This window comes from Fulvimarina thalattae, from assembly GCF_040239565.1.
Taxonomy (GTDB): Bacteria; Pseudomonadota; Alphaproteobacteria; order Rhizobiales; family Rhizobiaceae; genus Fulvimarina.
This window is the reverse complement of record NZ_JBEHWS010000005.1, coordinates 215,227-239,229: the sequence shown is the minus strand read 5'-3', so window position 1 is coordinate 239,229 and position 24,003 is coordinate 215,227. Positions and strand designations below refer to the sequence as shown.

Genomic DNA, 24,003 nt, shown 5'->3' with positions numbered 1-24,003 from the left:
TCTCTCGTCATCCCGGTCTCCGAGAGCGCATGGCGCCCACTCTTGAGACCCTTCCTCCCCAACCGTCGCAAACGATCGCAAGGATCGCACGCGGCGCGCGGCAAGAGGAATGGACCCCGGCATGGAGGCCGGGGTGACGACATTCGCCACTTACTAATTCCCCGCGCGCCGACAACGGCAGCGCCTCATCCACAGGACATCTCCCATGGCACCTCGCGTACTGGTATCCGATAAACTCTCCGAAACCGCCGTCCAGATTTTCCGCGATCGCGGTGTCGAGGTCGATTTTCAGCCGAACCTCGGAAAGGACAAGGAGAAGCTGCTTGAGGTCATCGGCCAGTATGACGGCCTCGCGATCCGCTCGGCGACGAAGGTCACCGAGAAGATCATCGAGGCGGCGACCAATCTGAAGGTCGTCGGCCGCGCCGGCATCGGCGTCGACAATGTCGACATTCCGGCGGCCTCCAAGAAGGGCATCATCGTGATGAACACGCCCTTCGGCAACTCGATCACGACGGCCGAACACGCCATCGCGATGATGTTCGCGGTCGCGCGCCAGCTTCCGGCCGCCGATGCCTCGACCCAGGCGGGCAAGTGGGAGAAGAGCCGCTTCATGGGCGTCGAGCTCACCGGCAAGACGCTTGGCGTCATCGGTTGCGGCAATATCGGCGCGATCGTCGCGAGCCGCGGCGTTGGCCTCCGCATGCGAGTGATTGCGTTCGATCCTTATCTCTCCCAAGAGCGCGCCAACCAGCTCGGTATCGAGAAGGTCGAGCTCGACGATCTCTATAAGCGCGCCGACTTCATCACTCTCCACACGCCGATGACGGACAAGACGCGCGGCATGATCAACGCTGAGGCGCTGAACAAGATGCGTGACGGCGTGCGCATCGTGAACTGCGCACGCGGCGGGCTGATCGTCGAGGCCGATCTCGCCGAAGCCATCAAATCCGGTAAGGTGGCGGGCGCCGGCGTCGACGTGTTCGAGACAGAGCCCGCGACAGACTCGCCACTTTTCGGCTTGGACAACGTTGTCTGCACCCCGCATCTCGGCGCTTCGACGACGGAGGCGCAGGAAAATGTCGCTCTTCAGGTCGCCGAGCAGATGTCGGACTATCTGACGCGCGGTGCGGTGACGAACGCCATCAACATGCCGTCGATCACCGCCGAGGAAGCGCCGATCCTGACGCCGTTCGTGAAACTCGCCGAATGCCTTGGCGCCTTTGTCGGTCAGGTGAGCGAAGAGGCGATCCGCTCTGTAGAGATCGTTTATGACGGTCTCGTCTCGGAGATGAACACCAAGGCACTCACTTCGGCGACGCTAGCCGGTATGATGAAGAGCCAGGTGGCCGACGTAAACATGGTTTCGGCGCCGATCATGGCGCGCGAACGCGGTATCCAGATCACGGAATCCACTCGCGACAAGTCCGGTGTGTTCGACAGCTTCATCAAGCTGACGATCGTAACCGAGAAGCAAACACGCTCGGTCGCCGGTACGGTGTTTTCGGACGGCAAGCCGCGCTTCATCCAGATCAAAGGCATCAACATCGATGCCGAGATCGGCGAGCACATGGTCTATACGACCAATAACGACGCGCCGGGCATCATCGGCCTTCTCGGCACGGTGTTCGGTCAGGCGGGCGTCAACATCGCGAACTTCCAGCTCGGCCGTAACCGGCCCGGCGGCGATGCGATCGCGCTTCTCTACGTCGATTCGGCGGTGCCGGAAGGCGTGCTCGATCAGGTGCGCGATCACAAGGAAATCCACCGCGCCGTTGCCCTGCGCTTCGACGGTATTTCCTGAGCGAGAACGCAGATTCTACGCCGCCGCGCGGTGCGGGCCGGGCTCGATGACGACCCTGTTCCGGCCCTGCCGCTTGGCGGCGTAGAGCGCTTCGTCGGCTGCGTTGAAGAGATCGACGAATTCTTCGATCTCGGTCGCGACTCCGATGCTGATGGTCACGCGATGGCCAGTCTTCGGTTCAAGCTCCCCTTTTGCTTCGACAATGCCGCGTATCCGCTCGGCCGTACGCAACGCTCCGGAGGTGTCCGAGCCGGGCATGGCGACGACGATCTCTTCGCCGCCATAGCGGGCGATCAGGTCGCAGCCGCGCATTTGCTCGCGGATGATATCCGCGATCCAGATCAGCACGACATCGCCCACCTCGTGCCCGAGTGTGTCGTTTATCCGCTTGAAATGATCGACGTCGATAACGAGCAGGGAGACCGGCGTACCGTCGCGGCTGGCTCGTTCGAGGACGAGCGCGATCCGGCGTTCGAAGTCGCGGCGGTTCGGCAGGCCGGTCAACGGATCGGTCGTTGCTTCCACGGCAAGACGTTCGCGAGAGAAGTGGCTCTGGCAGGCATCGCCGAGCACGCGGCCGAGCAAAAGGACGCCAAGGGTGTCGGCCACGGTGAGCGGACCGATCGCCCACATGAACATTTCAGCGGCGTTCGGAACAGGCACAGTCAGGATGAGGAGGTGGGGGATATTGCTCGCAAGGCCGAGGGTGAACAGCTTGTCAATTGAGATTGGTCGTTTGACGTCCATCACGAAATGCGCAAAGCAAATGCCAACAGCGGCCGTCGCGACAATGCTCATCACGCCTGCCTGCGCGCCGACCCCGCCTTCGTGAATGCGCAGCGCGATCGTCATCACAGCGGCGATGACAGCCGCGAGCACGCCGCCGAACGGCGCAGCAAGAACCAGCATCACGACGCGCAGATCGATGAAGAGACCGGGAATGAACTCGGTGGCGTTGGCAATCGCCAGGCACGCGCCGGTTCCGAACATGATGCCGATCAGGACGCTCCGCACGGTGCCGACCTTCGTGCCGCGCAGGATATAGGCATAGGTGAGCGTCACGAGGGCAAAGACGCCCATCGCGTTCACCATGTCCAGCAGCAGATCCTGACTAAGCATCACTCCACCCCGCAGCATAAGTGCCGCCGAGCCTCATGTTACCCGTACGGGGTTACCTTTCCGGTAATGCTGTATGTGGCTATCTGATCATCTTTGGGTTGTGAAGTTTAAGGCAGTATTGGAGTGCAGCTTGCGTCGCCTGATATCGCGAAGAGGCGAGTGAATCTCGGCATAGACTGCAGCTCTCGTGCCAACTCGTACCGAAAAGAGGAAGAGTGCCTCGCGGCCAATATTCATGCTTTCGACGCAAAATTTCATGTCTGGTGCCGCGCAGTAATCTTGGTTTGCCGAGACTTGAGCCAAGGAATATATCGCTAGCGACAAATCTCCAAAATATTCGATCTTTAGTTGCGAAACTGCAACTTTTCGCGATTTGCGTAAATTAAGCCCGAAGCCAGCGCTATAGCGCAGGATGACGATAAGTGGCAGATAATTCGCTCTGGTTGGCGCAGTTTCTTGCATTGAAGTCCCGACGTTAACTGGTTCCTTACCGAAACGGGACACATCATAACCGACGTTATTCAATCTCTGTCGAGATTAAGAGGGACACCAATGCTTTCCAAACTGTCGCTTTCTGCGAAAACGGCCGGTATGGTCGTCATCGGTCTCCTGTTGCTTGCGGGCGCAGTTCTCGGAACGATTTTTGTTTCACTCAACACCAGCGCCGAACGCCAGGCGACTGAGCGTCAGGAAGCGAATATGCGCGTCGCCTGGAACGTACTCGGCAACGTCGGTACGAATTACGCTCTACGCGACGGCAAGTTCTATGCTGACGGAACCCTTCTCAACGACAACACCGCTCCTGTGGACACAGTGAAGGAACTCGTTGGCGGCACCGCGACCATCTTCATGGGCGATACACGCGTCACCACCAATGTGATGAAGGACGACGGGACCCGTGCGGTGGGCACGAAGCTTGCCAAGGGCCCGGTCTACGATGCGGTTCTGGAACGTGGTCAGCCCTATCGTGGTGAGGCCGACATTCTGGGAACGTCTTTCTACACCGCCTATGACCCGATCAAAAACGCCAGCGGCGAGACCATCGGCATTCTCTATGTTGGCGTAAAGGCGGAAGAGTTCTTCGCCCATGTGCGTCAGCTGGAGATTATCATTCTCCTCGTTTCTCTCGGCATCGTGGCGCTGGTTTCCATCGGCTGTGTCTTCGCCTCGCGCAAGCTGTTCGCTCCTTTGAGCCATCTTAGCGCCGCGACGAAGCGCCTCGGTCAGGGTGAAATGGAAACCGACATCCCCGGCACCGAGCGCGCCGACGAGATCGGATCACTCGCGCGCACCATCGACGGCTTGAGAAAGGGCGCGGTGGAGAAGGACCTCGTCGAGCGGCAGGCGCGGGATACCGAAAGGGCCGCGAGCGCCGAGCGTGAGAACGCCAGCAAGCGCCAGGAAGAGACGATGTCTCATCAGGCGAAGGTCGTGAGTGAGATCGGCACGGGCCTCAACCGTCTCGCCGAGGGTGATCTCACGGCGCGCATCGACACCGCATTCCCGCCGGCCTACGAGAAGCTGCGCAGCGACTTCAACCGGGCGCTCGACGCCATCGAGACCGCGATCGGATCGATCGCCGAGGTATCCGGCTCGATCGAGACGGGGGTTTCGGAAATCCGGGCTGCCGCCGACGATCTCTCCCAGCGCACAGAACGCCAGGCGGCGAGTCTTCAGGAGACGACCTCAGCCATCGGCGAGATCAGTGACGGCGTCAAAGACACCTCGAAGCAGGCCGGGACGGCGCGCGAGACCGCGAATGCGGCCAAGCGGCGGGCGGACGACTCCGTCAGCGTCGTCGAGGAAGCGCGTCAGGCGATGTCGACCATCGACGCTTCATCCAAGCAGATGTCGCAGATCATCACCGTGATTGACGAGATCGCCTTCCAGACCAACCTTCTTGCGCTCAATGCGGGCGTGGAAGCGGCACGGGCCGGCGAGGCAGGGCGCGGCTTTGCGGTCGTCGCGCAGGAAGTCCGCGCGTTGGCCCAGCGCTCGGCCGACTCCGCGCACGAGATCAAGGAACTGATCAACAATTCCGGCGAGAAAGTCAGTCATGGCGTGAAACTCGTCGACAAGGCCGGCACGTCCCTCAGTGAGATCGCCGGTTTCATCGCGGAGATCAACGCGTCGATTTCGGCGATTTCGGAGGCCGCTTCCGGCCAGTCCATGGGACTCGGCGAAGTCAACACAACCGTGATCGACATGGATCAGACGACGCAGCAGAACGCCGCGATGGTGGAGGAAACGACCGCCGCCACGCACCAGCTCGCAGAAGAAGCCCAGCATCTAAGCCTGCTGATCGCCAAATTCGCGCTCTCCAGCCGCCCGCAGGCCAAGGCCCGGCCAGCCGCAGAGCGGACCGAGCCTAAGCCGGCCCCGGCCAAGCCGAAAGCTGCCCCTGCGCCCAAACGCAGCGCCCCGATTCAGGTCGGCAACACGCTGATGAAGCCTGCCGAGGACGACTGGGAAGAGTTTTAAGCCACTATTCCTACCGGGAAATTCAGGATGCCGGTCCGCGCTGGAGTGCGGGTCGGCGTTTTTTTATTGCGCAGGGTGATATCGGGAGGGCCTGACGTACGGGGCTCCGCGAACCGTGCGGCTGTTCAAGCGTCGTCCCGGTCGTCTCGAGCCGCTTGTAAGCTTTTCGGGTTTCAAGTTCTCTAGTCGGTCAGCGGTAGTCCGCTTGGTTCATTTCAAGGTCAAACTCGTTATGGACCGAACCTGCTTTTCTACTCTTGCACGCGGCGAAGTTTCTGGACACGGATGGGAGTGTTGAGAACCAAGAACGTCCCTGTTCGCTTAGTCCGCTTCGAGAGTATGCGATTCGTCGGAGGTTTTGCGATCGCGGTTTGAACGGCGAAAATGACCGAGATGGTACAGTAAAGAGCTCGACGGCTTGTTGTGCTCCGGGTACCTGCAACCGGAATTTGTCTGCCGTCTTCTCAACTTACGATGGTGACCGGATTGCCTGCATCGCCGAACCGGACAGTCAGCGGAGAAGGGTGGAAGGCGTGAGGCACTTCGATGCGCAGACCAGCTTTCAAGAGCTTCAGCGTCTATCGAAACGACGGTAGCAAAAAGAACTTCTCTACCGGATGCGGACGGATCTGAGTGACGAATGAAGAGCTTGTTCGCGATTGACCTTTCCTGACCTCCGGGGCTGGGTCCGACCACTTTTTTGTCCGCCTGCGAATGTGCGTCGGCCGCTCGGACGAAATCTGCAAGGACGAGGAGCGCCTGCTTGAGCTCGGTCGGATCCCTGCGGGCAGGATATCAGGCGACGCGTTGTAGCGATTGTTCGCTATCTTCTACGCAGCAGTGCGCGGTGCTTTGTTCGGATACAAGCTTTGTCAGGGCACCCAACGAGATCGGCCGCGAAAGGTGATACCCTTGAAAGAAATTCGCCCCCGCCTGTTTGGAAAGGTTCAGCTGCTCGGAGGTCTCGATGCCCTCTGCGACTACGTCGATCTGACAGGCATGCGCGAGATTGACGAGCGCGCCGACGAGATTGGTACTCGCCTTGCTCTCGCCGAGTTTGGCGATGAACGCCCGATCGATCTTGATAGAGCAGACGGGAAATGACTGCAGGTAGGAAAAGCCGCTATGGCCTGCGCCGAAGTCATCGAGTGATACCCTAACTCCAAGCTTGAGCAGCTGCTCGATGCGAGCGCGTGCTTCCAGTATCTGATCCAGACCCATACTCTCTGTTATCTCAAGCACCAGTCGTTGCGGCTCTAGGCCCGTTTCATGCAGAACCGCTTCTACTGTTGAGATGATTTCGTCGCGTTTGATCTGTCCGGCCGAGATATTCACGCCGACCCTGAGCCCTGGAAATTTTACCATATCCGAACAGGCTCGCCGGAGTACCCATTCGCCTAGCTTATCTATGAGTCTTGACCGCTCTGCGATCTCGATAAATTCCGATGGCATGATGCGACCGCGCACGGAATGCTGCCACCGCACCAAGGCCTCGCAGCCCACCATTCGGTCATCGCGGTCAAAGACCGGTTGATATTCGAGCATCAGTTCATTGAGGAGAATGGCAGCGCGAAGCTCCCGCTCGACGAGCCTGATCCTCTTGGTTTCGCTAAGCATCGACGGATCGAAGAAACTGGCACGCGCTCGCCCCGCATTCTTGCTTGCGTAAAGGGCAAGGTCGGTTTGATGCAGTAGTTCTTCTATCTTTTTCGTTTCATCAGTGATCGAAGTGATACCGATTGAAGTCGTCAACTCGAGCGTATTCCCTTCAAACCGGACCGGATGCCCAAGTTGCTTCTTGACCTCTTCGGCTACCCACTTCGCCTCGCTCGCTGGGCGATTCATCACCAACATGGCGAACTCGTCGCCGCCAAGGCGCCCGATAATAGCTCTCGAATCGACCGCGCGTGCCGATTTCGTCAGTTGGCGCAAAGCAAAATCGCCTGCACCGTGACCGCGAGTGTCGTTGATGACCTTGAGGTTATCGAGATCGAAGTGAAGAAGGAATCCGAGGTCTTTTCGGGCGGTTTTCAGTTCGGCGTCACAGCTCTCGATAAACGCACTTCGTGTGAAAACACCGGTCGTACAATCGATTTGATACGATCTCGATTGTTCGCGAACCGATTTCTTGATGTGATCGTTCAATAGACTGACCAGCCTTCGCATGCCGAAGAGCATGCCGAAGAGCACAAGATTCAACGCTATCAGGCCTGCCTGCTCGATTGTATTCCGTAGCGCGTGCGAGGGATAGGTCAGTACGAACGCGCATTGAGCAGCGAAAAGCAGCAGAAACGTCAGGATAATCCGGTCGATACGGCGGACAATATTCGAAGTGAAGGTCATCGTGGTAATGCCCTGATTGCTCTGGCACCACGGTCCTAACGCTTGATAACTAATGTTTCGCTAAGCGGCTCGCCGAGCATCATAGGTCATGGCGTTCGGCTTTTTCGGCCGCCTCTTTCCGCCAGCAATATCCCGCCGATCACGAACGCAAGTGCAGCGGCGTGGTAACCCTCCAAGACTTCGCCGAGGATCAGCACAGCCAAGATTGCGCCAAAGATCGGCACGAGGTTGACGAAGAGGTTGGCGCGGTTGGGGCCGATGGCTTCGACGCCGCGGATATAGAGGGATTGCGCGATCAGAGACGGGAAGATCGCCGTGTAGAGGGCGGCGGTCGCGCCCTGGGTATCTGGCCAGACAGTTAGACCAAGAGCGTATTCACCGAGTGCGAAGGGGATCGATGCGAGGAAGGCCGCAAGGGAGAGGCAGAAGATCGTCGACTGCCACGAGAGCTGCGGCTTGACGCGGAGCGCCACCGTATAGGCGCCATAGATGAAGACGCCGATCAGCATGATCCCGTCGCCGAGATTGAGCGAGAGCGTAAAGAGCCGAGCCGGATCGCCGTGCGAAGCGGTGAGGAGGACGCCGGTGAAGGTGAGCAGGAAGCCTGCGACCTGATAGCCGGTGACGCCGGAGCGGAAGATCAGGAAATTGAGGACGAAGACGACCAGCGGCATCGAGGATTGCTCGATGGTGACGTTGATCGCGGTCGTGAAGTTGAGCGCCGCATAGAGCGAGGCGTTGAACATGGTGAAGCCGCAGGCGCCGAGGAGAAAGAGCGTAAGGAGGCGCGGGCGGATCGTCCGCCAGTCTGCCTTCAGCTGCTTCAGCGCGAACGGTGTCATGAATAGGGTGGCCAGCGTCCAGCGGATGAGCGTCAGCAGCATCGGCGAGACATGTCCCGCCGCGAGCTTTCCCGCGATCGCATTGCCGCCCCAGAACAGCATTGTGAGGGCAAGCAGGACATAAGGACTGGCGAGAACGCGAATCATGGGACGCTTGAGGGGTGCGGCACGCTCGTCTGGAGCTTCGCCTGGAATCGGTGGGAGCCCCTAGATGCCGCTTCGCAAGGGGGAGACAAGGCTTGTGGGCCAAATTCCGCGCTGAATCAGTGAAGAAATCCGCTCATCCCGTTCGCATCTGCAAGGACGGTCCTCTATAGGGCGTGATGGCAAAAAGCCGTATCGCTCGGCTTGAGAAAGACATCACGGTCTCGCACCGGTCACCTTCGAAGGGGGACGTCGGGCGAGAGAGGATCAGCAGGAGTATTCCATGGCCAATGTCGTCGTCGTCGGTTCCCAGTGGGGCGACGAAGGAAAGGGCAAGATCGTCGATTGGCTGTCCGAACGGGCGGACGTCGTCGTGCGCTTTCAGGGCGGCCACAATGCCGGCCACACGCTCGTCATCGACGGGGTGTCCTACAAGCTTTCGCTGCTGCCGTCGGGCATCGTGCGCGAGGGAAAGCTCTCGGTCATCGGCAACGGCGTGGTTTTCGATCCGCACGCCTTCGTCGCCGAGAAGAAGCGGCTTGAAGAGCAGGGCGTGACGATCACGCCGGAAAAGCTGCGAATCGCCGACAATGCCGCGCTGATCCTGTCGGTTCACCGCGAACTCGATGCCGCGCGCGAGCAGGCCGCCGCCAAGGGCATGAAGATCGGCACCACGGGCAGGGGCATCGGCCCGGCCTATGAGGACAAGGTCGGCCGCCGGGCAATCCGGGTGATGGATCTCGCCAATATCGAGACCTTGCCGGGCCGGATCGAGCGGCTTCTTGCCCACCACAATGCGCTGCGGCGAGGGCTCGGCGAGGCGGAGATCGACCACAACACGATCCTCGAAGAGCTGACGAGCGTCGCGAGCGACATCACGCCGTATATCGACCGGGTCTGGCGCCTGCTCGACGACAAGCGCCGGGCTGGCAATCGTATCCTCTTCGAAGGCGCACAGGGCTCGCTTCTCGACATCGACCACGGCACCTATCCGTTCGTTACCTCGTCCAACACCGTCGCGGGACAGGCGGCGGCTGGTTCCGGCACGGGGCCGGGGCAGGTGGGCTACGTGCTCGGCATCACCAAGGCCTATACGACCCGGGTGGGCGAAGGACCGTTCCCGAGCGAACAGAAGAACGAGATCGGCCGGTTTCTGGGCGAGCGGGGCCGCGAATTCGGGACCGTGACCGGGCGCGAGCGTCGCTGCGGCTGGTTCGATGCGGTGCTGGTGCGTCAGGCGGTGGCGATCAACGGGCTGTCCGGGCTTGCGCTTACCAAGCTCGACGTGCTGGACGGGCTGGAAGAGATCAAGGTCGTGACAGCCTATCGGTTGAACGGCGAAGTGATCGACTACCTGCCGGCAAGTCTAGCCGACCAGGAAGCGCTGGAGCCGATCTACGAGACCTTCGCCGGCTGGAGCGAAACCACGGCCGGTGCGCGCCGCTGGAGCGATCTACCGGCGCAGGCGGTGAAATATGTTCGGCATATCGAAGAGCTGGTTTCCGCGCCCATCGCTCTTCTTTCCACGTCCCCGGAACGGGACGATACGATACTTGTTCGCGATCCGTTTCAGGACTAGAGTTCCGGCGGATCAATTCTGGCTTTGATAGAACTGGGTAATAGCGTTTCATGGCTGACTTGAGCGGCGTACTTCGCAAGACGATCGACGGTCTTCCGCGATCGACGCCGGACATGCGCTCCCGCGTCTACGACAAGGCACGCGCCGCCATCCAACGGCAGATTCAGGCGGCGAATCCGCCCCTCGGCGAGGACGTCGCCGCCGCTCGGCTGAACGCACTCGAAGAGGCCATCCAGCGGACCGAACAGCACTATCTCGACATCGAGAACGGTGGGCCGGCCGAAGAGCCCGTCGCCGAGGCTCCGCAGGCAGCGCCCGAACCGGAGCCCGAGAGCCCGGCCGACAAGCCGCCGCATGTCGAGGAGCCGGTGGAAGAGGCGGGCGGTGCACCCGAGTACGACCACAACCTCTCGCCGGCCGAAGAAGAGCGGCAGGCGGAAGTGGTCGAGGATCGCCTCGAAGACACGCCGCTCGAGCCGACACCGGAACGCTCTGCGCAGACGCCCTCCGAAGAGCCGGAAGTATACGACGAACCACAGGCGGACCATCACGAACCGGTGCATTCCTCATGGGGCGCTGCGCCGGCTGTCGATGAACCGCCGCATTATGAAGCATCCCATTCCGATGCTGCTGCGTCGAATGCGAACTGGGTGCAAGACGAGCGTTCCGAGCCGACGATGCCAGCTGCGGCCGGCACGGAGGTTGGACGCAGCGATGCTTCTCACGCCTCCAATGCGGGCATCGCACAGGCGGACTACTCCCACGACGATTATCACGAAGACGAACGGAACACCGGTGGCGACGACTTCTATCTCGACCGCCAGGGTTCAGACGATCGCGACGATGACGGATCGGTCTCGATCCCCGAAGCAGACGTTTCTGCGCCGGCCTACGTGCCCAAATCTCAAGACCGGCACAGCCAGCGCGGCGGCGCGCTTCTGGGCATCCTGTCGCTGGTCGTGATTCTCGGCGGGCTGGGAGCTGCTGCCTGGCTCTATGGCGACGAAATCTCGAACGCGATCCTCGGCGAAGACCAGCCGGTCGTTGCAACCGGTGCGCCTGAGACCGAGGGTCCGGCCGAACCAGCCGAAAGTGGCCAGGAAACCGGTGACGCAGGAACCCAGACTGCAGCGGTGGACGGACAATCCGATGGGGCCACGGGTGCAGATGGAGGCACGACCCGGGACTATACCCAGCGTCTTCTGCCGGATGGCACTGAGGTTGACGAAGGTCCCGCCGAAAGACAGCCCAACCAGTTCGGCGAGGGCACCGATGTCGCCGCCGCGACCACGGCCGGAGAGCCGGTGAGCGAGGGCACCTCGCCGACGCTGTCGAGCGAGATTGGCCGCGATCCGGAAATCGTCGGCGGCGAGCAGGCCGATGTCGCCGCCGCGGACGGCGCAGATGCCGAGAACACGGATGTAGCGGCGGTCGACCCGGGCGAGAACGCTTCGGTTCCAGTGGCCCAGCGGACGGTCTTCTATCAGGAACGCACCTCCGACCAGCCGGGAACGCAGGAAACCGGCAACGTCGTCTGGTCCGTCGTCGAGGAGCCTCCGATCGAGGGTCAGCCACCTGAGCCTGCGATCCGCGCCGTCGCGGAGATCCCGGAAGAAGACGTTACCATGACGTTGACGATCCGGCGCAATGCCGACCCGACGCTTCCTGCGAGCCACGTCATCGAGCTGCTGTTCGATACGCCGGACAGTTTCGCCGGTGGCAATGTCGCGACGGTTCAACGGCTGGCGCTCAAGAAGACGGAGCAGGCGCGCGGCGAACCGCTGATCGGCGTTGCGGGCAAGATCTCGGACGGCTTCTTCATCATCGCGCTGAACAATCTCGATCAGGCGGTGGAGAACAACCTCGCTCTGCTCGAAGGCCAACAGTGGATCGATATCCCGATTGCGTATGCGACGGGACGCAGGGCGCTGGTCTCGATCGAGAAGGGTGTTCCGGGCGACCGCGTCTTCAAGGAAGCGATCGCCGCCTGGGACGGCAAGAGCTGAGGGCAGCCTGAGAGCCGCCGCTCAGCCCTGACGGCCGAGCGCCTCACGCAATTCCGCGATCCAGAGATCGGCGCGCCCGTCGGAGGGCGCGCGCCAGTCGCCGCGCGGTGACAGGCTGCCGCCGGCTGAGACCTTCGGCCCATTGGGCAGGGCGGAGCGCTTGAACTGCGATGTCTGGAAGAAGCGGAACAGGAACTTCTCCAGCCAGTTCGCGATCGTCTCCAGATCGTATTCGTTTTTCTTCGCCTCCGGAAAGCCGATCGGCCAGCGGCCGTCCTTGGCTGACCGCCATGCGTGATGGGCAAGGAAAGCAACCTTGGACGGCGGCAGGCCGTAGCGCAGGGTGTGGAAGAGGAAGAAGTCGTTGAGCTCGTAAGGGCCGATCTTCTCTTCCGTGCTCTGGAGGCCGCCCGGTGCATCCTGAGGAACGAGTTCGGGCGAGATTTCCGTGTCGAGAATAGCGTTGAGCACGGTGTCCGTCTCTGGATCGAACTGGCCTGAACTTACGCACCAGCGGATGAGATACTGGATCAACGTCTTCGGCACGCCGGTGTTGACGGCGTAGTGGCTCATCTGGTCGCCGACGCCATAGGTGCACCAGCCCAGCGCGAGTTCGGAGAGGTCACCCGTGCCGATCACGAAGCCGCCGCGCTGGTTGGCGAGCCGGAAGAGGTAATCGGTTCGAAGGCCCGCTTGCACGTTTTCGAAGGTGATATCGTAGACAGGTTCGCCGTCGGCGAATGGGTGATCCATGTCGGCTAGAAGCTGGCGGGCGGCGGGCCGGATATCGATTTCGTCCGCCGTGATGCCGATGGCGCGCATCAGCGCCCAGGCATTGGACTTCGTGGAATCGCCGGTGGCGAAGCCCGGCATGGTGAAACCCAGAATCTTGTCCCGCGGCACGCCCATCCGGTCGCAGGCTTTGGCGGCGACGATGAGGGCATGCGTGGAGTCGAGCCCGCCCGATATGCCGATGACCATCGTATCGCCCGGCGTCGCCTTGTAGCGGGTGATGAGCCCCTCGACCTGGATGTTGAAGGCCTCGTAGCAATCCTGATCGAGCTTCGCCGCATCGTTCGGTACGAAGGGAAAGCGGCGGACGGGGCGCTTGAGATCTCGGACTGCGTCGGCAGGCCGATGCTCGAAACCGATCCGGCGGAAGCGCTTTTCGGGATGCCCACGCGTGACGGCTGCATCGCGAAAGGTCGGCATGCGCAGGCGTTCCTGGCGGATGCGGCCGGTGTCGATATCCGAATAAACGACCGCATTCTCGTGGGAGAAGCGCTCGGATTCGGCCATCAGGTCGCCGAGTTCGTAGATGCCGCCCTGACCGTCCCAGGCGACGTCGGTCGTGCTCTCTCCGTGGCCGGCCGCGGAATAAATGTAGGCCGCCACGCAGCGCATCGATTGCGAGGCCGAGAGGAGATCGCGGTCCCGGCTCTTGCCGATGGTAATGTTGGACGCAGAGAGATTGCAGAGGATCGTGCCGCCGGCGAGCGCACCGTCTATCGAGGGCGGGGAGGGGCTCCAGTAGTCCTCGCAGATCTCGATATGGGCGGTGAAGCCCGGCATGTTATCGGCACCGAAGAGGAGGTCGGTGCCAAAGGGAACGTCGTTCCCCGCGAGACGGATGGTCTGGCCTTCGGTGCCGGCGCCCGAGGCGAACCAGCGCTTCTCGTAATATTCCCGATAGTTCGGCAGATAGATTTTCGGGACGACGCCGAGGATCGTGCCGCGATGGATGGCGACAGCTGTGTTGTAGAGGCTGCCGTTTCTCTCCAGCACCGCGCCGACGAGAAGGAGAGGTGCCAGATCACGACTTGCTTCGGTGAGCGCAGCGATTTCCGTTCTGGTTCTTTCGATGAGAGCGGTCTGAAGGTGCAGATCGTCGTTGGCGTAGCCGGAGAGACAGAGCTCGGGATAGACGACGAGATCTGCGCCGGCCTCGGAAGCTTCGCGGGCCTGTGCGAGGATGGCCCTCGCGTTGTAGGCAGGATCGGCATTGCGAACCATGGGTGTTGCCACCGCTGCGCGTACGAAGCCATGGGTGTGGATATCGAAGAACGCGCCGGGAACGGCGCTCGATTGCGTTTCGGTCATGCCTGTTGGCCGAGCCCCGCGAAATGGTCTACTGGCCGGGATATAGCAGTGCCGAGAAGATTCTGCGAAGTCGATGGGCGATTGCGTTCGGGCGAAACTGTGCCAGCCTTAACAGGGGTGGCGCCGGCAAGGGGTAAGTCGACATGGCAATACGCGATAAGTTTCCCGATCTTCCGCCGATCTGGGCGACCGGTTTCTTCGTCGCCGAGTGGGTTGCGGCCAGCGTTCTGCCGATCGTCAATTTCGGGGCCCCAGTGACGGCGGCACTGGGCGCGATATTCGCAGTGGCTGGTTTCGGCATCGCTATCTGGGCAGCGATCTGGTTCGGACGAAAGAAGACGGCGATCGAGCCGGGCGATACGCCGACTGCGCTGATCGTCGAGGGGCCGTTCCGGATCAACCGCAATCCTATCTATACCGGCATGGTGCTGGTGCTCTTTGGTGTCGCGCTCTGGCTTGGGGCGCTGAGTTCGGTGCTGATCGCACTCGGCTTTCCGTTCGTGATCACCGCGCGTTTCATTCGTGACGAAGAGGCGGGGCTGCGAAAGGCGTTCGGGGCTGAAGCTGAGCGCTATTTCGCAAAGACCCGGCGTTGGTAGAAACACTCAGAGAACGATCGGTCCGCCGATTGCAGCGATCGCGACGATCAGCACGGGCGGGGCTTTCCAGAGATTGAGAAGCACGAAGCAGAGGGCGGCGAGCGCGAAGCTCGGCAGGCCGAGAATGGCGCTCGTGAAGACTGGATCGTAGAGGGCTGCCGCGAGAATTCCGACAACGGACGCATTGGCGCCGGCAAGGGCCGAGCGCATTCGCGGCGAAGCCGAGATCGTGTTCCAGAACGGAAGAATGCCGATCAGCAGCAGCATGCCCGGCAGGAAGAGCACGACCAGCGCGAGGGCGCCCCAGAGAATGCCGCCGGCCTGTGTCCCGAGATAGGCGGCGAAGGTGAAAAGCGGGCCGGGAACGGCCTGGGCCGCGCCATAGCCCGCAAGGAAGGTGTCTTCTGTCACATAGCCCGGTGCGACGGTCTCGGCACTGAGGAGCGGGAGAACGACATGGCCGCCGCCGAAGACGAGGGCGCCGGCGCGATAGATCCCGGCAAGGAAATCGGCGAGCGGGGTCAGGCCGGCGGCAAACGGTGTTGCGAGCAGAAGTGCTGCGAAGAATCCGAAGGCGGCGAGCGAGACCGGCTTTGCGATACGGATGGGTGGAAGGCCGGCTCCGCCTTGTGTGTCGCTCGTTAGGATGATGAGGCCTGCAATGCCGCCAAAGAGGATCGCCGTGACCTGGCCTGCCGCATCCGGCAGGAGAGCGAGCACGGCGATCGCGAGCACGGCAATGGATGCGCGTTTCGGATCGGGCGTCAGAGTTTTCGCCATGCCCAGAAGAGCGTGAGCGACGACGGCCACGGCTGCGATCTTGAGGCCACCGATGATCTCGGCGCCGATCCCATCCGCCACCATTCCGGCACCAAGGGCGAAGATCATCAGCGCCATGGCCGAGGGGAGGGTGAAGGCGGTCCAGGCGAGAAGGGCGCCAAGGAAGCCGCCGCGCGCGAGCCCAATCGCGAAGCCGACCTGGCTCGAGGCAGGTCCCGGCAGAAACTGGCAGAGCGCGAGAAGATCAGCGAAGGCAGTATCGGTCAGCCATTTCCGGCGGGCGACGAACTCCTCGCGGAAATAGCCGATATGGGCAATCGGCCCACCGAATGCGGTGAGGCCGAGTTTCAGGAAAGCCGAGACAATCTCCCGATAGCTGTGCGCCTCATCGCTTCTGGGGTCGGCCCGGTCGGTCACGCACGCTCCGCTTTGAGAGGATGGCGCGCTTGCTGATGACGATCAGTTTCCGGCGCGCATTCGGCTTCGAACTCTCTCAGCCGAAGATGACGGGCGCGCGACAGCCCGTCCAGAGCCCTCAGCGGCGGCGCTCGCGTGGCGGCGTCACGTCCTTGATCGGCCGGCCCATTCCGACGTCTTCGGCGAAATGATGCTCGCCGAAATGATCGGCAATCATGTCGAAGTTGCGCTTGTTTGCCTTGAAAAAGACGTCGAAGACATCGCCGACTAACGGGATCGTGCCGACTCCGGCATCGATGCCGACATTGGCCAGCATGCGCGCGATCTTGGACCTCGGCATTCCGAGGCGTCGGGCTTCGTTGACCATCCAGAGGGAGATGACGGCGGCGCCCGCATCGCCGATGCCGGGAATGAGGCCGACGATGGAGTCGCCGCCGAACCGAATGCCAGTGCCCGGGATCCGGATCGCTGTATCCATGAGGCGCGCCACCTTGCCGAGCCTTTTCAATCGGCGAATGCGATCGGGATCGTAGATGTCGTCGGCCGGTGTCATGTCGCGTGCTTGCCTCGCAAAACTGTGATCGAGGTTCGATATGGGAATGTTCTGCTGCTTCTCCAAGCGGTTATGCTTGGCTCGCTCCGAGATCCGCTCTTGCGATGCGAGGGCAGGGCAGGCGCGATGACCGGCTATTCCGCGGAAATCCCTCCGATGTCTTTCTTTGGTCGAGTGAAGCAGCGATGCTTGGCGAATCGGTACGGAAGGAGACACTCGACAGAATGGAACATGCAGCGGAGCAAGCCCACGCGACGGGACTGACGGAGATAGCCTTCGTCATCGTGATGGCGGTGTCGGTCGGCATGCTTCTGATGCGGCTCAAGCAGCCGCCGCTGGTCGGGTTTATTCTGGCGGGCGCACTGCTCGGGCCTTCCGGCCTCGGTTTCATTTCCACCTCGAACGAGAACATCACCATGCTCGCCGAAATGGGCGTGCTGATGCTTCTGTTCTTCATCGGCATGGAGCTTTCGCTGAAGGCCTTCGTCGCCTCGCTGAAGCCAGCGGTGTTGATTGCGGGCGGTCAGCTTCTCGCCGCGATGGCGATCTCGTTCGGCCTGATGATCATTTCAGAGGCGACGCTCTCCGAGGCGATCATCCTCGGCTTCATCATCGCATTGTCTTCCACTGTCGTCGCCATGAAAATGCTGGAGGATATCGGGGAACTGCGCTCCGAACCGGGACGGATCGCCGTTGCCGTGCTCATTGCGCAGGACCTCGCCGTCGTTCCGATGCTGATCATCGCGACATCCCTTGGCGGGGAGGGCTTGGATGGCGCCGGCTGGATCGGTCTGACGGTCAAGATTTCCATATCGGTTGCGGTGCTTGTCTGGCTGCTCTGGTATCTCGGCAGCCGGCCGAAGCTGAAACCAGGCTTTGCCGGTGCGGTGGAAAAGAACGTCGAGATGCTCGCGCTCGGAGCGCTCGCCTTTTGCTTCGGCGCGGCGGCGATTTCGGGCTTCGTCGGCCTGTCGCCTGCCTATGGCGCCTTTATCGCGGGACTCGTCGTTGGCGCTTCCACTTTGCGCTCGCCGATCATCCATGTGGTGGAGCCGATTCAGGCGATCCTCCTGGTCGTGTTCTTCCTCTCGATCGGTCTTCTGATCGACATCCAGTACATCATGCGCGAATGGGTGCTCGTGCTCGTTGCCAGCATCTTCGTCATCATCGCCAAGACGGCCTGGAACATCGCGCTGATCCGCCTTGCTGGCCTTTCCCACAAGACGGCGATGGAAGCCGGCCTCTCCATGGCACAGATCGGCGAGTTCTCTTTCGTTCTCGCGGCAGCCGCCTTCGCCTCGCAGGCGATAGGCGCGGACGTCTACCGGCTGGCACTGGCCGTGACAGCGGTTTCGCTGCTGGTATCGCCGGCCTGGATGGCGCTCACGCGGTTGCTCGAAGGTGAGGCGCGGTTCGGCTACGCCGAATTCAAGCAGGCGTTTGCCGAGCTTTATGAGGACCAGGTGGAAAATGTCGAAGATGCGGGGCTCGCGATCCGCGTGCGGTGGCGCGCCATGAGGCGTGCGTTCAATCGGCGGCGCCATGTGAAACGGGAAGCCAAGCGCGCAAAGGCTGCGTCCAAGGCGAGCGGGCCGGAAAACAAGCCGGATGGCAGACTGGCGGCGGAGTGAGAGCGTCTATCTTCGTGAAAGCGAAAGGGGCGGGGACCGGATCGTCCGCCGCGCCTTTGTTTGTCGTCCGCCTGTTGGGTGTTTCGTCGCCCTGCAAGGATCACGCGCCGGTGTGGTGACGTTTCCAACGCTCCCAGTCTGCACGCGTGCCGGCGAAGGCGTTCTTGTCGACGCCGCCTCGGATGCCCGGAACCGATCCGCTCTCGGTGTACTGCCAGAAGCGGAATTTGCGGCGCTCGTAGACATTGTCCGGATGATCGGCGACGGCGCGCGCCCAGATCTCGTGGCTGTTCGTCGCGTCGACCCAGCGATCGCGGTGGACGTCAATCGGGATGTAGAGGACGGGACGCTGGCCGTAATGGGCCTCAAGTTTGTTCGCCATCGCCATCACTTCGCGGATCAGGTCTTCGCGCGGCGGGCGCTTGGTGCAGGTGGGCGAAAAGGGTGTCCATTCGACGTCGATGACCGGCGGCAGGGCGCTTCGATCCTTCGGCACGTTGCGGATGAACCAGTCGGCCTGTTCGACGCCCGGCCGGCAATGGTACCAGAAATGATAGGCGCCACGCGGGACGCCCGCGCTCTTGGCTTCGCGCCAATTTTCATGGAAGCGGTCGTCCACCCGGTCGCCGCCCTCGGTCGCCTTCAGATAGGCGAATTCGATGCCGCCGCTGCGTACGGCGTTCCAGTCGATATTGCCCTGATATTTCGAGACATCGATGCCGTGGACCGGATAGTCGGACGGCTTTTCGCCTTTGAATTCACTGAGCTGGATACCGGGATAGCCCAGACCGAGCGACTCGGTGCTGAGCGGCGTCGAGGAACTGCAGGCAGAAAGGCCGAGCGCCAGGGCGCAGCCGATCAGCGCGGCTCCCAGCGTTCTCGGCTTTCGGTGTCCCGTCGAGCCGCTGGCTCGTGTCGGCGATGGCATCGTCGCGCGCATGGCTTCCCCCAAAAATTCTTCCCCAGCGTTCAGCGTCGTTCGGAACAAGGCGAAATTATTGCAATCGATGCGGTGTCTCGCATACGGCTGGCGCGAGACTGTCGAATCTCTCGGGGTGCAACACGAAGGACACACCGTAACGCGCGAAGGAATTGAGTATCGGGCTCGGGTATGAATCTATATGTTGAAAGCCTGGGACGCGTGACCAATTCCCGACCGAACGGACGAGAGGGGCCGACCGCGCTATGAGCATCTTTTCTCGGCTGAGCGAGCTATTGCAGGCATTGGGCGCGAGCGGGCGGACGACAATCGATGCCATCATGGAGGCTCTGCGCACCGCGTGGGGCGGTGACGTGGAGACCCGCCAGCGCGTCGCATTTTCTGTCGCGATCATCGCGCTTTCGGCCAAGATGGCGAAGGCGGACGGTATCGTGACGATGGAGGAGGTCGAGGCCTTTCAGGAGATCCTCGAAATCCCGCCGGAAGAGACCCGCAACGTCTTTCGGCTCTACGACATCGCCAAGCAGGATACGGCGGGCTACGAGCACTACGCCCGGCGGTTGCGCGAGTTCTGTTCCGGCGGATCGGACGAATGCCCGCTGATGACGGACGTGCTCGACGGGTTGTTTCACATCGCGAAGGCGGACGGGCTGATCCACGAGCGGGAACTGGAATTCCTGGCCGATGTCGCGCGGATTTTCGGACTTTCCGAAAAGAGCTTCGAGCGGATGAAGCTGCGGCATGTGGAGGGCCCCAACGATCCCTATGCGGTTCTGGGCATCGATCCGGACAGCACCAAGCAGGAAACCCGGAAGCGCTATCTGTCGCTCGTGCGCGAAAACCATCCCGATCAGTTGCAGGCGCGGGGTGTTCCCGAGGAATTCCTCTTCATCGCCTCCGAACGGATGAAAGCCATCAACACGGCCTATGAGCAGATTGCCGGAAAGAACGCCGCGTGACACCTGACAGCCATCTCGTGGAGGAGCTCAGGCCTTCGCCAAATTTCAACGCGCGCAAGGGCGGATGCGGCCCGAAGATCCTCCTGCTCCACTACACAGGCATGGGGACGGGGGATCAGGCGCTCGACTGGCTTTGCAACACCGAGAGCCAAGTCTCCGCCCATTATCTCGTCCACGAGAATGGGCGGGTCGTGCAGCTTGTCGCGGAGGCCGAGCGGGCCTGGCATGCGGGCGAGGGTAGCTGGCGGGGGCATGACGACATCAATTCTTCCTCCATCGGGATCGAGATCGTCAATGGCGGGCATGCCGGCGGGCTTCCGTCCTATCCTGACGAGCAGATCGAGGTCGTCGTCGATCTCTGCCGGGATATCGTCGCGCGCAATGCCATCCTGCCCGAATTCGTTCTTGCCCATTCGGACATCGCGCCGGATCGGAAGGAAGATCCCGGCGAGCATTTTCCGTGGGAGAGGCTTCATCGCGAAGACATCGGGCACCGGGTCGAGCCAGCGCCGCTCAGGGGCGGGCGATTCTTCGGTCCGGGAGATCAGGGCGAGCCTGTCTCGGCCTTTCAGGCGATGCTGGCAGCTTATGGATATGGCGTGCCCATCGACGGTGTCTTCGGCGAGGTGACACGGCTCGCGACCATCGCGTTTCAAAGACATTTTCGACCGGCCAGGGTCGATGGCATCGCGGACATCTCGACGATCGAGACCCTTCACCGGCTGATCGGAGCGCTGGAACGCTCGCCGTTTGCCGAAAAGGCCGCCGCCATCGGGTGAGCGGTCGGCTTGCTCCTATTCGTTTGACATGGGAACCGACAGACGGCACATGCCGTGTCGTCAGCCGGCCGGGCGGCCGCTCCCGTCATATGCCGAAAGGCGGCGGGGGAGGAAAGTCCGGGCTCCACGGAGAAACGGTGCCGGATAACGTCCGGCGAGGGGAACCTCAGGGATAGCGCCACAGAAAACAGACCGCCCCGCCTGCAGTACGGTCGAGGCCGATGGGATACCATGGGACAAGCACTGACCGGACTGTTGGCGGGGTAAGGGTGAAACGGTGGGGTAAGAGCCCACCGCGTCTTCGGTAACGAAGGCGGCATGGCAAGCCCCGCCGGGAGCAAGACCGAATAGGGACGGCGCGGATGGCGAAAGTCGTCCATCCTCTCCGGGACAGCCGTCCGGGTGGGTTGCTTGAGGCGTTTCGCAAGGAACGTCCCAGAGGAATGGTCGCCACGCGTGGGCTCTCTTTGAGAACCTTTGCGAACAGAACCCGGCTTACAGGCCGGCTGACACTCGTTCTGATCCATTGAACAAACCGTCCCCTTGCGGGTGAAGTCTATCGTCTGAGCGTCCGTTCTTGCCTCCGCAGGCAAACACGGATGCCAACTGAGACTGTTCGGAATCCGACAATATAACGAAAGTTTATTCGCTAGCTAAGGTTTGTACCGACAATCGGTCTCAGGTGCAGTTTTAACGGGCGTTATCGGCTCAAGCACGAGGTGGTGGTCCACATCTGGGATTTTGTGGTCCGAGTAGGATTCTATCAATCTTAACGGCGATTTAACTGTTCTTCCGGCATCTTGAGGGAAGCCTGCGCGAAGCCGGCCTGATCTACCTCTCTCCATTGACGCCCATGGGGGCCCATGATATCCCCTAAGCCATCTTCCGAAGGGTCATTGGGACCCGTTTTCGAGCATTCCGAAGACGCAGAAATCGTGCTGCGTCCAAGCCGGTGCGGCGGAGTCGCGCGCATCGCTGGAGAGGCTGTGTCTTGCGTCTGGGCGAAGTCAGAGGGGGCAGATATGAGCGCCGGACCGCGGGGACAACGAGCGGTCCGGCGTGATGGACCGGTTCCTTTCCCACTACACCCACAGCGTCGACTCCAAGGGGCGTATCTCGGTGCCCGCGGCCTATCGTCAGGTTCTCGCTTCTCGCGGAATTCGCGACCTCTTCTCGATGCGCGATCTCTACCTGCCGGTGATGAATGTCGGCGGGCCGGAGCTGATGAGCCATTTCGAATCGAAGATGGAGACGCTGGATCCGTTTTCGCAGGAATACCAGGAACTTGCGATCCTTGCCTATGGCGATGGAACCTACCTCAAGACCGACTCGGAGGGGCGCATCGTGATCAACGATCTCATTCGCGACCACACCGGGATCACCGACAGGGCAACCTTCGTCGGTGTCGGCAAGATGTTTCAGCTGTGGCGGCCGGAGGACTTCGAGGAGAAGCTCACGGCGCTGCGCGAGCGGCAGTCCAAGCCCAGGACTGCCGGTACGGGGTCGGCGGGAACGACGGAACGATGACGGGTCATGGTGAGCCCCAAAGCTCGACCATTGGCGGACCGACCCCTCACGTTCCCGTCCTTCTCGCCGAAGTAATAGCGGCGCTGGCGCCGAAAGCCGGCGAGACGATCGTCGACGGGACTTTCGGAGCCGGCGGCTATACGCGGTCGATCCTTGCCGAAGGCGCCGACGTGATCGCCATCGATCGCGATCCAACGGCGATCGAGACGGCGAAGGCTCTTGCGGAAGCATCGGGCGGCCGGCTGACGCCCATTGCCGGACGGTTCGGCGAGATGGGCTCGCTGCTTTCGGGCCATGCGGGCGCGATCGACGGGATCGTTCTCGACATCGGCGTCTCCTCCATGCAGATCGACGAGGCAGAGCGTGGCTTTTCCTTCCAGAAGGACGGGCCGCTCGATATGCGCATGGGAAATCATGGGCCAACGGCGGCGGATGTGGTGAACACGCTCTCCGTCGGCGATCTTGCGCGCATTTTCAATTTTCTCGGCGACGAACGCCATGCGGGGCGTGCTGCGCGCGCCATCGTTGCGCGGCGCGAGGAAAAGCCGTTTGCGCGGACCCTCGATCTTGCAGGCGTCGTCGGCAAGGCGGTGGGGCGTGGCAAGAAGGACAAGATCGATCCGGCGACCCGTTGTTTTCAGGCGCTGCGCATCTTCGTCAACGACGAGCTGGGCGAGCTCGCCCGCGCGTTGAGGGCGGCGGAAACCCTGCTGAAGCCTGGCGGGCGGCTCGTCGTCGTCTCGTTTCACTCGCTCGAGGACCGCATCGTCAAGCGCTTCTTCCTGGACCGCGCGGGCAGCCAGGGCGGCTCGCGCCACTTGCCTGATGTCGTGCCGTTAAAGCCGACCTTTTCGGCGCGCAACAAGGCAGTCGCGGCCAGCGAGCGGGAAGCTGCTGAGAACCCGCGCGCCCGTTCCGCCAAGCTTCGCTCAGGCATCAGGCTCGACGCCTCGCCGCGCGGCGGCGACGAGCTCGCCTTCGCTTCATTGCCCGATCTTGCAGACCTGTCGAGGATTTGACCCAATCATGATGAGAACCCTGGACATTCTTTCGATCGTTGCGCTCATCGGCGCCGCTTCCTGGACGTTTCACGTCAAGCATGACGCCGATCTGGTCGAGACCGAGATCCGCAAGGTGGAGCGCAAGATCGCCTCTGAGAAGGAGACGATCGCCATCCTCTCCGCTGACTGGACGCTCTTGAACCAGCCGAACCGCTTACAGACCCTGAGCGAGACCTATGCCGAAGAGCTGAAGCTCGTAGAGGTCCGCCCTGACCAGATCGTCGCCGAGCATCAGCTGCCGGCACCGCCTGAACCGAAGGAGCCGGCGGTCGAAGAAACCGAGGCCGAACTCGTCGCCTCGAATGACCGGGCTCGCCGCTGATGCCCAACGCGCGCTTT

18 protein-coding genes and 1 other RNA gene are annotated in these 24,003 nt (G+C 61.8%); 12 read left to right on the top strand and 7 right to left on the bottom strand.

Translation table 11 applies throughout. The annotated features are described in order from the left end of the window. Positions 1-205: 205 nt before the first annotated feature. Complete coding sequence (gene serA, locus ABRA89_RS09045; protein ID WP_349941135.1) at positions 206-1,804, top strand: phosphoglycerate dehydrogenase; 1,599 nt, start codon at positions 206-208, stop codon at positions 1,802-1,804. Between the two features lie 15 nt (positions 1,805-1,819). Here serA and ABRA89_RS09040 read toward each other — a convergent pair whose 3' ends face one another. Beyond that, entirely contained in the window at positions 1,820-2,923 is a 1,104-nt protein-coding gene (locus ABRA89_RS09040; protein ID WP_349941134.1) for a diguanylate cyclase, read from the bottom strand. Positions 2,924-3,475: 552 nt separating this feature from the next. On the opposite strand from ABRA89_RS09040, the gene ABRA89_RS09035 reads away from it, so the two are divergent. Beyond that, entirely contained in the window at positions 3,476-5,404 is a 1,929-nt protein-coding gene (locus tag ABRA89_RS09035; protein WP_349941133.1) for a methyl-accepting chemotaxis protein, read from the top strand. A gap of 795 nt (positions 5,405-6,199) precedes the next feature. On the opposite strand, the gene ABRA89_RS09030 is transcribed toward ABRA89_RS09035, so the two are convergent. Both ABRA89_RS09030 and ABRA89_RS09025 read right to left on the bottom strand, forming a co-directional pair. Beyond that, the gene (locus tag ABRA89_RS09030) at positions 6,200-7,747 is read right to left on the bottom strand and encodes a putative bifunctional diguanylate cyclase/phosphodiesterase (protein WP_349941132.1); all 1,548 of its coding nucleotides are present in this window, start codon (positions 7,745-7,747) and stop codon (positions 6,200-6,202) included. 86 nt (positions 7,748-7,833) lie between these two features. Beyond that, a complete protein-coding gene (locus tag ABRA89_RS09025) occupies positions 7,834-8,736 on the bottom strand; it encodes a DMT family transporter (RefSeq protein WP_349941131.1) in 903 nt (300 codons plus the stop codon). Between the two features lie 280 nt (positions 8,737-9,016). On the opposite strand from ABRA89_RS09025, the gene ABRA89_RS09020 reads away from it, so the two are divergent. Then, complete coding sequence (locus ABRA89_RS09020) at positions 9,017-10,312, top strand: adenylosuccinate synthase (RefSeq protein ID WP_349941130.1); 1,296 nt, start codon at positions 9,017-9,019, stop codon at positions 10,310-10,312. Between the two features lie 50 nt (positions 10,313-10,362). Continuing rightward, positions 10,363-12,318 carry a hypothetical protein gene (locus tag ABRA89_RS09015; RefSeq protein WP_349941129.1) on the top strand — a complete coding sequence of 652 codons (1,956 nt, stop codon included), beginning with the start codon at positions 10,363-10,365 and terminating at the stop codon, positions 12,316-12,318. A 21-nt stretch (positions 12,319-12,339) separates the two neighbouring features. Here ABRA89_RS09015 and ABRA89_RS09010 read toward each other — a convergent pair whose 3' ends face one another. Continuing rightward, positions 12,340-14,418: an NAD(+) synthase gene (locus ABRA89_RS09010; RefSeq protein ID WP_349941128.1), complete on the bottom strand. Its 2,079-nt coding sequence runs from the start codon at positions 14,416-14,418 to the stop codon at positions 12,340-12,342. Positions 14,419-14,561: 143 nt separating this feature from the next. Here ABRA89_RS09010 and ABRA89_RS09005 point away from each other — a divergent pair, with 143 nt between their 5' ends. After that, positions 14,562-15,017 (top strand): methyltransferase family protein, encoded by a 456-nt coding sequence (locus ABRA89_RS09005; RefSeq protein WP_349941127.1) that lies wholly within the window; start codon positions 14,562-14,564, stop codon positions 15,015-15,017. A 6-nt stretch (positions 15,018-15,023) separates the two neighbouring features. Here the strand turns inward: ABRA89_RS09005 and chrA are convergent, their stop codons facing one another. Next, a complete protein-coding gene (chrA, locus tag ABRA89_RS09000; RefSeq protein WP_349941126.1) occupies positions 15,024-16,214 on the bottom strand; it encodes a chromate efflux transporter in 1,191 nt (396 codons plus the stop codon). Between the two features lie 118 nt (positions 16,215-16,332). Beyond that, positions 16,333-16,767 carry a DUF4112 domain-containing protein gene (locus ABRA89_RS08995; protein ID WP_349941125.1) on the bottom strand — a complete coding sequence of 145 codons (435 nt, stop codon included), beginning with the start codon at positions 16,765-16,767 and terminating at the stop codon, positions 16,333-16,335. Between the two features lie 224 nt (positions 16,768-16,991). Here ABRA89_RS08995 and ABRA89_RS08990 point away from each other — a divergent pair, with 224 nt between their 5' ends. After that, positions 16,992-18,398, top strand: a complete 1,407-nt coding sequence (locus ABRA89_RS08990) for a cation:proton antiporter (RefSeq protein ID WP_349941124.1) — start codon at positions 16,992-16,994, stop codon at positions 18,396-18,398. 100 nt (positions 18,399-18,498) lie between these two features. On the opposite strand, the gene ABRA89_RS08985 is transcribed toward ABRA89_RS08990, so the two are convergent. Beyond that, positions 18,499-19,338, bottom strand: coding sequence for a glycoside hydrolase family 25 protein (locus ABRA89_RS08985; protein ID WP_349941123.1), 840 nt, complete (start codon positions 19,336-19,338; stop codon positions 18,499-18,501). Between the two features lie 245 nt (positions 19,339-19,583). Between ABRA89_RS08985 and ABRA89_RS08980 the strand changes: the two genes are divergently transcribed. The 6 genes from ABRA89_RS08980 (at position 19,584) to ftsL (ending at position 23,986) form a co-directional block, all read left to right on the top strand. Continuing rightward, positions 19,584-20,297, top strand: a complete 714-nt coding sequence (locus ABRA89_RS08980; RefSeq protein WP_349941122.1) for a DnaJ family molecular chaperone — start codon at positions 19,584-19,586, stop codon at positions 20,295-20,297. Further along, a complete protein-coding gene (locus ABRA89_RS08975) occupies positions 20,294-21,076 on the top strand; it encodes an N-acetylmuramoyl-L-alanine amidase (RefSeq protein ID WP_349941121.1) in 783 nt (260 codons plus the stop codon). The genes ABRA89_RS08980 and ABRA89_RS08975 overlap by 4 nt, the downstream gene beginning before the upstream one ends. A 60-nt stretch (positions 21,077-21,136) precedes the next feature. Next, an RNA gene (gene rnpB / locus ABRA89_RS08970) (RNase P RNA component class A) lies at positions 21,137-21,590 on the top strand. A gap of 548 nt (positions 21,591-22,138) precedes the next feature. Next, complete coding sequence (gene mraZ / locus ABRA89_RS08965) at positions 22,139-22,603, top strand: division/cell wall cluster transcriptional repressor MraZ (RefSeq protein ID WP_349941120.1); 465 nt, start codon at positions 22,139-22,141, stop codon at positions 22,601-22,603. Next, positions 22,600-23,622 (top strand): 16S rRNA (cytosine(1402)-N(4))-methyltransferase RsmH, encoded by a 1,023-nt coding sequence (rsmH, locus tag ABRA89_RS08960; protein WP_349941119.1) that lies wholly within the window; start codon positions 22,600-22,602, stop codon positions 23,620-23,622. Before mraZ ends, rsmH begins: the two co-directional genes overlap by 4 nt. Before the next feature lie 7 nt (positions 23,623-23,629). Next, positions 23,630-23,986, top strand: coding sequence for a cell division protein FtsL (ftsL, locus tag ABRA89_RS08955; RefSeq protein WP_349941118.1), 357 nt, complete (start codon positions 23,630-23,632; stop codon positions 23,984-23,986). The last annotated feature ends 17 nt before the right edge of the window (positions 23,987-24,003 follow it).